Source organism: Clostridium ljungdahlii DSM 13528, from assembly GCF_000143685.1.
GTDB classification, from domain to species: Bacteria; Bacillota; Clostridia; order Clostridiales; family Clostridiaceae; genus Clostridium_B; species Clostridium_B ljungdahlii.
In genome coordinates this window covers 2,335,095-2,347,513 of the sequence record NC_014328.1, presented here as the reverse complement: position 1 = coordinate 2,347,513, position 12,419 = coordinate 2,335,095, and the positions used below count along the sequence as shown (strand labels likewise).

At 31.2% G+C, this 12,419-nt stretch carries 7 protein-coding genes; 6 read left to right on the top strand and 1 reads right to left on the bottom strand.

Annotation, left to right across the window (positions count from 1 at the left end; translation table 11 throughout):
* Window positions 1-211: 211 nt before the first annotated feature.
* A complete protein-coding gene (gene ftcD, locus CLJU_RS10555) occupies window positions 212-1,108 on the top strand; it encodes a glutamate formimidoyltransferase (protein ID WP_013238800.1) in 897 nt (298 codons plus the stop codon).
* A 73-nt stretch (window positions 1,109-1,181) separates the two neighbouring features.
* Here the strand turns inward: ftcD and CLJU_RS10550 are convergent, their stop codons facing one another.
* Window positions 1,182-4,214: an ATP-binding protein gene (locus tag CLJU_RS10550; RefSeq protein ID WP_013238799.1), complete on the bottom strand. Its 3,033-nt coding sequence runs from the start codon at window positions 4,212-4,214 to the stop codon at window positions 1,182-1,184.
* 335 nt (window positions 4,215-4,549) lie between these two features.
* Here CLJU_RS10550 and CLJU_RS10545 point away from each other — a divergent pair, with 335 nt between their 5' ends.
* From CLJU_RS10545 to CLJU_RS10525, 5 genes are all read left to right on the top strand, one after another.
* Complete coding sequence (locus CLJU_RS10545; RefSeq protein ID WP_013238798.1) at window positions 4,550-6,577, top strand: urocanate hydratase; 2,028 nt, start codon at window positions 4,550-4,552, stop codon at window positions 6,575-6,577.
* A 217-nt stretch (window positions 6,578-6,794) separates the two neighbouring features.
* On the top strand, window positions 6,795-8,048 hold the full coding sequence (gene hutI / locus CLJU_RS10540) for an imidazolonepropionase (RefSeq protein ID WP_013238797.1): 1,254 nt from the start codon (window positions 6,795-6,797) through the stop codon (window positions 8,046-8,048).
* A 71-nt stretch (window positions 8,049-8,119) separates the two neighbouring features.
* Window positions 8,120-9,643 carry a histidine ammonia-lyase gene (gene hutH, locus CLJU_RS10535; RefSeq protein WP_013238796.1) on the top strand — a complete coding sequence of 508 codons (1,524 nt, stop codon included), beginning with the start codon at window positions 8,120-8,122 and terminating at the stop codon, window positions 9,641-9,643.
* Between the two features lie 385 nt (window positions 9,644-10,028).
* Window positions 10,029-11,432: an APC family permease gene (locus CLJU_RS10530; protein ID WP_013238795.1), complete on the top strand. Its 1,404-nt coding sequence runs from the start codon at window positions 10,029-10,031 to the stop codon at window positions 11,430-11,432.
* A 207-nt stretch (window positions 11,433-11,639) separates the two neighbouring features.
* A complete protein-coding gene (locus CLJU_RS10525) occupies window positions 11,640-12,278 on the top strand; it encodes a cyclodeaminase/cyclohydrolase family protein (RefSeq protein ID WP_013238794.1) in 639 nt (212 codons plus the stop codon).
* Window positions 12,279-12,419 lie beyond the last annotated feature (141 nt).

The following is a 12,419-nucleotide window of genomic DNA, read 5'->3' as shown; positions in this document are numbered from 1 at the left end:
TTTATAGCAGCATATTTTATTGCACATATCAATCATTGTGAACTGTCCATTGCACATTATGAATTCCAGTTAAAAATTCTATAAACGTCTAAAGTAGCATATATAAATATTGAATATTTATTCATTTATAGACGTTTTAAAGATGTATTTAATTTATAATTACAAATATCAAATGAAAATAATCTACAGTAAATTTAAGGAGGCAATTGATATGTCAAAGTTGGTAGAGTGTGTTCCAAATTTTAGTGAGGGAAGAAATAAAGAAATAATAGAAAGCATTGTAGATGAAGTTAGGAAAACTGAAGGTGTTAAACTTTTAGATTATTCATCAGATAAAGACCATAATAGATCTGTAGTAACTTTCTTGGGCGGACCAGAAGAAGTAGAAGAAGCAGCATTTAAACTTATAAAAAAAGCTGCTGAGCTTATTGATATGAGAAATCATCAAGGTGCCCATCCTAGAATGGGAGCTACTGATGTAGTTCCATTTATACCTATTAAAGATGTAACTACAGAAGAATGTGTTGAGATTTCTAAAAAACTTGGAAAAAGAGTAGGGGAAGAATTGAAAATTCCAGTTTACTTATACGAAGATGCAGCTACATCTGAAGAAAGAAGAAATTTAGCTGCTATTAGAAAAGGACAATATGAAGGATTTTTTGAAAAAATAAAACAGCCTGAATGGAAACCAGATTTTGGACCTTGTGAGATGAATGTAAAAAGCGGAGCTACAGTTATAGGAGCTAGATTCCCACTTATAGCATATAATGTAAACTTAGGTACAGATAACATAGAAATAGCTAATGCTATTGCTAAAAAAATAAGATACATAGGTGGAGGATTAAGGTATGTTAAGGCTGTAGGGGTAAAGGTAACTGAAAGAAATATAGTTCAGGTATCTATGAACCTAGTAAACTATGAAAAGACTCCTATATATACTGCACAGGAAATGGTTAGAATGGAAGCTAAAAGATATGGAGTGCCTATTGTAGGAAGCGAAGTTATAGGCTTAGTTCCTATGAAATCTTTGTTAGATTGTGCAGAGTATTACCTTCAAATAGAAAATTTTAGTGTAGATCAAGTACTTGAATCCAGACTAAGTGAATAAACTTTAACTTAAAAGACTGCAGTTGAGTTTTACTTGAAAACAATCAACTGCAGTTATATTTACATAATGTAAATTAAATTTTACCCTTTAATTTCATAAGTACATCAATTTCATAGTTATCTAAAGATTTTTTTAAATAGGTAATACCCATATCACAATAGTTTTTTGCATCTTTAGGGAGATATTCTCTGAATATACTATTTAATTTCTTATTTTCCTTAAGTTGTGTACTTATTTTAGCTTTTACCCGATAAACTAGGCCTATTTCATGAGGGCTCTTTAACATTTGAGAATGAGTATGGGCATCTTTTAGATAGCTTAAAGCCTTAGTGTAATCTTTTTCATTTATTTTTAGTAAAGCCATAAAAGCCTCAGCTATGGAACGTCCCCAAGCTAGATCAAAATGATTATATATATTAAGAGACCTTTTAAAGTACTCATTTGCAGCAGCATAATTTCCCATGTCAAAGGCTGTTTCACCTGCATTTATACTAAATATAGCAGTGCTGGACATAACACCTTTACCTTCACACATTTTAATGGCCTTATCGTAGTAGCAAATAGCTTTAGAAAACTCTAAGGAGTGTCTCCTAATTTCACCTATATAATTGTAACAAGCAGCTATGTTAAGTACATATTTGTCCGATGTTATTGCATCTCTAGTAAATATATGTATTGCTTCGTTTAACAGTTTTTCTGCTTCCTTATAATTTCCACACATATTATTATAAAGAGCTTTTAATTTTAATATTATGGCTTTTTCATCCTCATAGTTTTGTTCTTTAGCAATGGAAAGTGCTAGGTTTATGTACATGATCATGTTTTCTACGTTATAAGTTTGAATACAATAATAAATCATTTGTTTATAACCTTCAATGGCATAACTAAGAGCATCTATATTAAGAGCTTTATCTATCATATTTTTTATTATGGAAGTTCCATTTTCGTAATCTCCTATTTTAATTAAGTATCTTCCCTTCATAAGTAGAAATGTTATTTCTAAATCTACAGTTTCCTTGGATCTACTTTGATTTTCAACTTTATTTAAGAGTTTTTCCACTTTCTCTAAACTTTTCAAAGTTTTTTCATCACTAAAGTATAAATTGTTGTACTTATTTTCACCATAATGAAGTACAGGAAAGAGTTCATGGCTGAAACTAAGATATATATTCAGATTTTTCATCCTGTATGTTAGTTCCTTAATACGATTATTAGAATTTGAAAAATGATATATTAATTTATAGTAGGTATTTAGATCATTCTTATCTTTAAGGAGATTTTTCTCCAAAAATTCACCTATTTTATTATGTAAAATTTTTTTTCTAGCCATAGACTGGTTTGAATATATGAATTCTCTAAATTTTTGGTGGGTAAATTTTAAGCTTATATTATTGTCATTTAGTACTTCTTTAAGTATAAATTTGTTTTCCAGTTCTTCAACCACATCAATTATTTCAAGTTCATCCTTGCCAATAATGCTAGCTAATATATTAAGGGGTACTTCGTCAAAAAACATAGAACATATGTTTAAAATCTTTCTTCCTTCCTCAGAGACATCCAAATATCTGCTCCTTAATATATCTTGCATTTTAGAGGACATTAAGTTTATATTTCCATTGGATTTTATTATATTCATGTATTCAGTTAAAAAGAATAGATTTCCTTCTGTCTCACTGTATATTTTATTTGCCATTTTTTTAGACAAATTGTAGTTAGGTAGTGCTTTTTTTATGAAATCTTCTGTTTCTATATGATTGAGTCTCTCTAATTTAAGTGTATTTAATTTGTTATATCTATTCATGGAAGTTATGAATTTATCCAGTTCTTCATTGTATTCATTTCTACAGGTACAAATTAAAATTATATTTTTAGATTCACTTAGAAGTATACTATTTAAAAGAGATAGACTCATTGAATCCAACCATTGAATATCCTCAAAAACTAACATTATTTTTTTATGAGAACTAACTATCCCTAGTATATCTCCTAGAGCCTTTCCTATTATTTCATATTTTAAATTATTACTTTCAATTAGTTTTAGATTGTCTAAATAATTTTTACTAAACTCAGGAAAAAAACTAGCTATTATGCTTTTGCAAGATAAGGAGATATTTATATTATTCGTTTCTATTATTTTTGACAATTTTAGTGTAATATTATTCCAAGGTTTTAAAATATAGTCTTTTTCAAGGGGATAGCAGGGGGTTTCTAATACAAATATATCATTTTGAGAAATGCCTTCTAAGAACTTTTCTTTAAGTTTTGTTTTACCAATGCCAGCTTCTCCTAGTATCAGAATAGACTTTGCTTGTATTCCATTTTTAAATTTTAGGTAAGCAGCTTCTAAACATTTTAGTTCTTCATACCTTCCAAAAAAGAATTCTTTTGATTTTGAACTGCAATTTGTAAGACTCATTTCATTTAATATTTCATTAAATAATTTTTTTGTAGCTGGCTGTGGCTCTACATCTAATTCTTTGTTTAAAATTTCTGAAAGTTTATGATATACTTCTACAGCTTTATTGCATTTATTGTTATTTTTTAAGCTTTTCATAAGTTCTCTGTATGGTTCTTCATCAAACTCATCCATTTTTATGAGCAATTTACAGTAATTTTCTACTTTATTGTAGTTTTTATTTTCCTTTTCAATAGCTATATTTTCTTTTAGTCTATTTATATATATTTGCTGGAAATGTTCCCTAGTTTCTATTACCCAAGTTTGAAAAGTTTCTGCATTTTTCACATAAAAACCAGTCAAAAAGTGACCCTTATATGTATTTAAATCATCTGTATTACTCAAGAAATTATCTACATCCGTTTTTATTTCTATATTGGGATTTATCATAACTGTTGACTTTCTTGGTGATATTAATACTTCTAGGTCAAAAGCTTTTTTTATTTTATAAATAGCATTTCTTAAATTCTTTTTTGCTATGTTTTCTTCTTCTTCTGGCCATAAAAGACCAGCTAGCTTTTCTCTTGTACATTCTTTATTAATAATTAAGTAACAAAAAAGAGCTTGTACTTTGTTATATGGAAACAAAACTTTTTCGTTGTCTATAGTTACATTAAAATTTCCCAACATTTTTACATATATAATGTTCAATATATCCCTTCTTTCGTAACTCCTTAACCTAGTGATTAATGTGTAATCATTTAGAGTACGTATTATATTATATTATAATACAATATCAGCGTAAATTTCCATTGATAAATCAAATTTTTGTTTATAATGATTAGAAAAGGTCGAAATTAAAAAATGATCTAACGTCTACAATATAAAAACATTTAAAAATATTTTTTTTATATTGTAGACAAATTTGACTTTTTAGAGACGTAAACGTTTTATTATATAAGCAAAGATAAATTTCATTAAATTTTTTATATTACAAATAGTTTAAATATAATGAAATTATTATATTTAACATAGGAGGACATGATATGATTAAGAACATTGATGTTAGTGAAGCTATGACTGTAAAACTAGATGATGAATTACCTGAAATGCCAAAATTTGTAGAAGGCATAAGAAGGGCACCGGATAGAGGATTCAATTTGACACAATCCCAGACGGAAATTGCTTTAAAAAATGCTCTAAGGTATATACCACCTAAATACCATGAACAATTAATACCAGAATTTTTAGAAGAGCTTACCACAAGAGGAAGAATTTATGGATATAGATTCAGACCTGAAGGAAGAATACATGGAAAACCTATAGACGAGTATAAGGGAAAATGTACAGAAGGTAAAGCCTTCCAAGTTATGATAGAAAATAACTTAGATTTTGAAGTAGCTCTATATCCATATGAATTAGTTACTTATGGAGAGACAGGAAGCGTTTGTCAGAACTGGATGCAGTATAGACTTATAAAAAAATACTTGGAAGTTATGACTCAAGATCAAACTTTAGTAGTTGAATCAGGACATCCTCTTGGACTGTTCAAATCAAAACCAGAAGCACCTAGAGTAATAATAACAAATGCCATGATGGTTGGAATGTTTGACAATCAAAAGGATTGGGAAATAGCAGAAGAAATGGGAGTTGCAAACTATGGACAGATGACTGCAGGAGGATGGATGTATATAGGACCACAGGGTATAGTTCATGGTACATTTAATACATTATTGAATGCAGGAAGAATGAAGCTTGGTATTCCGAACGATGGAGACTTGAGAGGACATTTATTTATAACTTCAGGTCTTGGAGGAATGAGTGGAGCTCAGCCAAAGGCTATAGAAATAGCAAATGGAGTAGGCATAATAGCAGAAGTAGACCAGTCTAGAATTGACACAAGACTTAATCAAGGATGGGTAAAAGAATCATCTTCTGACCTTGATAGAATATTTAAGGTTGCAAAGGAATACATGGAGAAAAAAGAACCTATGTCCATTGCATACCATGGAAACATAGTAGATTTGCTGGAATACGTAGTTAAAAATAATATAAAAGTAGAGTTATTGTCAGACCAGACTTCCTGTCATGCCGTATATGAAGGTGGATACTGTCCTCAGGGAATTAGCTTTGAAGAAAGGACAAGACTTCTTGCAGAAGATAGAGAAAAGTTTGATAAATTAGTAGATAAGAGTTTGAGAAGACATTTTGAATTAATAAAAGCTCTTGTAGATAAGGGAACATATTTCTTTGACTATGGAAATTCCTTTATGAAAGCAGTATATGATGCAGGAGTTAAAGAAATATCCAAAAATGGAATAGATGAAAAGGATGGATTTATATTCCCTTCCTATGTAGAGGATATAATGGGACCTCAACTGTTTGACTACGGATATGGACCATTTAGATGGGTATGCTTAAGTGGAAAGAGTGAAGATTTAATAAAAACAGATAAAGCTGCCATGGAATGTATAGATCCAAATAGAAGATACCAGGATAGAGATAACTATAACTGGATAAAGGATGCAGAAAAGAATAAGTTGGTAGTTGGAACCCAGGCAAGGATACTATACCAGGATGCAACTGGTAGAATAAATATTGCACTTAAGTTTAATGAAATGGTAAGAAAAGGTGAAATTGGACCTGTAATGATGGGAAGAGACCACCATGATGTAAGTGGAACAGATTCTCCATTTAGAGAAACTTCAAATATTAAAGACGGAAGTAATGTAATGGCAGATATGGCTGTCCAGTGTTATGCAGGAAATGCAGCAAGGGGAATGAGCTTAGTTGCACTCCACAATGGAGGCGGCGTTGGTATAGGAAAATCTATAAACGGAGGCTTTGGACTTATACTTGATGGAAGCCATAAAGCAGATGAAATAATAAAATCAGCATTAAGCTGGGATGTAATGAGTGGTGTTTCAAGACGTTCTTGGGCAAGAAATGAGCATGCTATTGAAACAGTAGTAGAATTCAATAAAAATAATAAGGGAACAGATCATGTAACTCTTCCATATTTAACAAATGAGGAAGATGTAAAGAAAGCAGTAAGTAAGTATTTTCAAAAGTAAAAGTACTTTTATAAACAGAGTTCTTGGCATGAGATGGAGTTTTGACTCCAACTCATACTTAGAAATCGTTATCCAGGGACGTAGCTGCTATTTACTCCAACTAAGAGAAAAGCAGATATCCCAAATCTTTGATTTGGTGATAGTCGCTTTCGCTGTGTGCGTGGGAGTATTAGAGCAGGTAGTCATCGGATAAAATTTTTGAAGGGAGGGAATTAGTATGATAATTAAAGATATAGATTGTCTTGTAACTTGTGCCGGCAGTTATCCAAAGACAAAAGAAAAGTTAAAAGATGCACAAATAATTAAAAATGGATACATAGTTGCAGACAATGATACAATAGTAGATGTTGGCAGCGGCGATGGATACAAAAAGTATTTAAATGACCGTGAAGTTGTAATAGACGGAAAAGGTAAAACTGTTACGCCAGGTCTTGTAGACAGCCATACCCATGTGGTATATGCAGGGTCAAGGGAATTTGAATTATCTTTGAAGCTGAAAAATGTAAAATATATAGATATATTGAAAGCTGGAGGAGGAATATTAAGCACTGTAAACAGTGTGAGAAATACTTCTCTTGAGAAGATCCAAAGTGAAACTAAAAAGAGATTGGATTTAATGCTTTTACACGGAACTACTACTGTTGAGAGTAAATCAGGTTATGGACTTGATTTTGAAAATGAAATAAAAATGCTGAATGTAAATAAAAATTTAAATGACGAACACCCAATTAGTATAGTTTCTACTTATCTAGGTGCTCATGCAGTTCCAGAAGAATTTAAAGATAACAGGGATGGATACATAGACCTTATAATAAATAAGGTAATTCCATATGTTAAAGAACAAAACTTAGCAGAATTCATTGACTGCTTTTGTGAAAAAGGTGTATTTTCAGTAGAAGAGGCAAGAAAAATTTTAGAAGCAGGCAAGAAAGCTGGATTTAAGGCTAAAATTCATGCAGATGAAGTGGAATCCATATCAGCAGCAGAACTTGCAGGTGAGATTAAAGCAGTATCTGCAGAACATTTAGTGTCAGCTTCTGACGAAGGTATAAAATCACTTGCAAATAATAAAGTAGTTGCAGTACTTTTACCTACGACTTCTTTTTACTTGATGTTAAATAAATTTGCACGGGCAAGGAAAATGATAGAAGAGGGAGTTATAGTTGCACTTGCTACAGACTGCAATCCTGGTACTTCTCCTACAGAATCCCTTCAAAGTACAATGACTTTTGCATGCTTTGGACTTAAAATGCTGCCAGAAGAAATAATAAATGCAATGACTATAAATGCAGCAGTTGCAATTTCAAAAGAGAAAGAAATAGGAAGTATTGAAAAAGGTAAAAAAGCCGATATATCTATATTTAATGCAAAAAACCTAGATTATTTAATTTATCATTTTGGTGTAAATGCAGTAGATACAGTAGTTAAAGATGGTACAGTTGTAGTAAAAAATGGACAGTTAGTATATTAAAAAGTAAAGATAAAAAACAGAAAGTTATAGAAAACAAATTAGCATAATGACATTAGGAGGTAATATAAGATATGAAAACTATTAATTTAAATGGAGAAAATCTTACTATAGAGGATATTATAAATGTTGCATACAACGGATATAAGGTTTCTGCTACAGAAGAAGCTAAGGAAAAAATTAAAAAATCAAGAAAAGTAGTAGATGGCATAGTTGAGAGAAATGATACAAAGTATGGAATTACTACTGGATTTGGAAAATTTTCCGATGTAACTATATCAGGAGAAGAATGCAAAACACTTCAGAAAAACTTAATAATGTCCCATTCATGCGGTGCTGGACGAAAGTTTCCAAAAGAAGTAGTAAGGACAATAATGTTATTGAGGGCAAATAACCTAGTTAAAGGATATTCAGGAATAAGACTTAGTGTTTTTGAAACTCTCTTAGATATGTTAAATAAAGGTGTACATCCATGTATACCGGAAAAGGGTTCTTTAGGAGCCTCTGGTGATTTAGCACCTTTAGCACATATGGTATTACCTATGCTTGGGGAAGGAGAAGCTGAGTTCCAAGGTGAAATTTTACCTGGAAAAGAAGCTATGGAAAAGGCAGGAATAGCTACAGTAGAACTTGTAGCTAAAGAAGGTTTAGCTCTTATAAATGGGACTCAGGTAATGACTGCAGTAGGTTCATTAGCTTTGTATAAAGCTATAAATCTTTTAAAAGTTAGTGATATTACAGCAGCACTTACTATAGAAGCTTTAAGAGGAGTAAGAGATGCTTTTGACTTAAGGACACATATGTTAAGACCGCATGCAGGTCAAATTCAAACAGCTAAAAATATAAACGCACTAACGGAAGGCAGTTCTTTTATGACTAATCAAGGTGACTTAAGAGTACAGGATGCTTATACTTTAAGGTGTGTACCACAAGTTCATGGTGCCAGCAAAGATGCTGTAAATTATGTTAAAAATAAAGTAGAAATAGAGATAAATTCCGTTACAGATAATCCCATTATATTTGACAATGCGGATGTAATATCGGGAGGAAACTTTCATGGACAGCCTATGGCTTTAAGTTTTGATTTCCTTGGAATTGCAATGTCAGAGGTTGCTAACATATCAGAAAGAAGACTGGAAAGATTGGTAAATTACCAATTAAATGATTTGCCTCCTTTCTTAGCAAAGAACGGTGGACTTAACTCAGGATTTATGATTACACAGTATGCAGCAGCAGCATTGGTATCAGAAAACAAAGTGCTTGCACATCCAGCAAGTGTAGATTCTATTTCTTCATCAGCTAACCAAGAAGATCACGTAAGTATGGGCACTATTGCAGCAAGAAAGAGTTTAGCAATTGTAAACAATGCAACAAGAGTAGTTGCAACAGAACTTATGGCTGCTTGTCAGGCTATAGATTTTAGAGATGGACTTAAGCTTGGTAAAGGTACTCAGGAAGCATATAATGTAGTAAGAAATAAAGTAAGCTTTATAGAAAAAGATAAAATTATGTATAAAGAATTGGAAAAATGTGATGAACTTATAACAAGTGGAGAACTTCTAAAAGCAGTTGAAGAAAAAGTAAATTTAGGAATATAAAATAAAGTTCAGGATACTTGAAAATCATAATTCTATTAATAGTAGAAATAGATTGAGGCTAGGTATTTAATAATTTATGGCTGGCATTAAAATGAATATAAAATTCATTTTGTGTCCAGTTATAAATCAAGTACCTTATACAAATCATGCTGTAATATGTTATACTATGGAAAATTAAATTTTTATCAATGTAATCGTTTATCTAATTTTAACATTTTTAACACCAATAAAATATAGCTAGTCCGTTAAATTTGAATAAAGATATTCGATGAACAGGGTTATTATTAAAGTGTTATTTTCATCTACCACTTTTCTAGTACGCGTTTTGGTTATTGAAAATATGTTTTAAATTAACTACTAAACTAATTATATGGGGGGATTAGATGTGAATTTATTTAGGAAAAAAACCGTGGAGGATTTTAGCGTTTCTGTAAAAAAAAGTGGACTTAAAAAGGAACTAAATTATATGGATTTAGCATGCTTAGGAATTGGTTCCGTAGTAGGCAGCGGCGTCTTTGTTTCTGCAGGACAAGGGGCTCAAATAGCAGGACCTGCAGTTATAATGTCATTTATAATAGCTGCTATTACAAGTGGATTCTGCGGACTTACTTATTCAGAACTTGCTACTATGTTTCCTGTTGCTGGAAGTACTTATTCCTATTGCTATGTTGCTTTTGGTGAAATTATAGCCTGGATTATTGGATGGAATTTAATGCTTGAATATCTTGTTTCTGGAGCAGCAGTTGCTTCAGGATGGTCTGGTACTTTTGTTGGGGTTTTAAAATCCTGTGGTATCAATTTACCTGCAGCAATTACCGCTTCTCCACTTAAAGGCGGAATTGTTGACTTACCTTCTGTTTTAATTGTTGCTGCTATAACATGGGTATTATATATTGGTGTAACTCAAAGTACTAAAGTAAACAATATTATAGTTGCTATAAAAGTAGCTGTAATACTTATATTCATATTTATTGGCGTAACTCATATAAATCCTGCAAATTATCATCCTTTTGCACCATACGGAATGAAAGGTGTAATGTCCGGTGCTGCAATTATATTCTTTGCTTTTATAGGTTTTGATTCAGTATCTACTGCTGCAGAAGAAACAGCAAATCCTAAGAGAGATGTTCCTATTGGACTCGCTATTTGTTTAGGTGTAACTATTGTATTATATGTAGCTGTTGCATGTGTACTTACAGGAATGGTGCCATTTAAAGCTATAGATATAACTAATGCACTTCCAGCTGCTTTAGCTAGAGTGGGAATCAATTGGGGTTCTGCATTAGTTGGTGTAGGTGCAGTTGTTGGAATGATTTCTACAATTCTTGTAATATTGTATGGACAGGTTAGAATATTTATGGTTATGGCAAGAGATGGATTACTGCCTAAAGCATTTTCTAGTGTAAACAAGAAACATAGTACGCCAGGTATATGTACTATAATAACAGGAGTTATAACAGCTGTTATATGTGGACTTTTCCCACTTGACGTGATTATTGATTTATGTAATATTGGTACATTATCGGCTTTCTTGTTTGTATCCATAGGAGTAATTGTTCTCAGAAAAACTTTGCCTAATGTTGAAAGAAAATTTAAATGTCCGGGAGTTCCGTTTGTACCAATATTAACAGTACTATGTTGTCTATATCTTATGATAAGTTTGCCAGGTGTTACTTGGATTAGATTTGCTATATGGACTGGAGTAGGTTTGTTATTATACTTTGCTTATGGAATGAAACACAGTATATTAAATGATGAAAAACATAATTGTGTTGGAGATAAAAATTAGGGTATAGATTTTTAATGTATAAACAAAAGATTGTAATATATAATTAAAATAATTTATAAAAGGCACATTTTATAAATAGTGAAAATGTGCCTTTTTATAATAAATAATGAATTGAATTTATTTTAAGCACATTTTACATTGTGTTTGATGGAAGATAAAGTCGACTGCTAGTATATTAAAAAATTTTTTTGCTTAGGAGGAAAAAATATGCTGCAAGATTTAAAATTAAAAGATTTTATAAACGAGTTAGGTTCTAATTCACCAGCACCGGGTGGGGGAAGCATTGCTGCTCTTTCAGCAAGTATGGCTAGTGCTCTAGCAAGTATGGTTTTTAATTTGACTATAGGTAAAAAGGAATATTTAGAATACGATGATTCTATAAAAAAGAATATTGATACTTCCTTAGAGGAAGTTAGCTTGTGCAAAAAAGATTTCTTGAATTTTATGGAAAAAGACACAGATGCTTTTTTATCCTTGATGAAAGCATACAAGATGCCTAAAAAAACAGAAGAGGAAATAAAGTTTAGAAAAGAAGCTATAAAAAAAGGTAATGAAAATGCACAAAATATACCTTTTGAAGTAGCAAAGAGTGCTTATAAATTATATTCCTATATAGCCATAGCAGTAAACTATGGAAATAAAAATGCAATTTCTGATGCTGGTGTTGCAGCTTCATTAACGGAGACGGCAATAGAAGGAGCACTACTTAATGTAAAGATAAATATTCAGGGCATCAAAGATGAAGTTTATAAGAAAAAAATGACGGATGAATGCAGCAAGCTGTTGAAAAAGAGCACTGATAAAAAGAAAGAAATTATGGAAATTATAGAGGAAAAATTAAAATAGAGTTTAATTTAAAACAATTTATGATGTAATGTAGTAATATTTAGCATATGAAAAGGCACTTTTTAAAAATGTGTCTTTTCATATGCTTTAAGTTAGTACATTTTATTGTGATAGCTATAATAATTTAAGAAAAATATAACA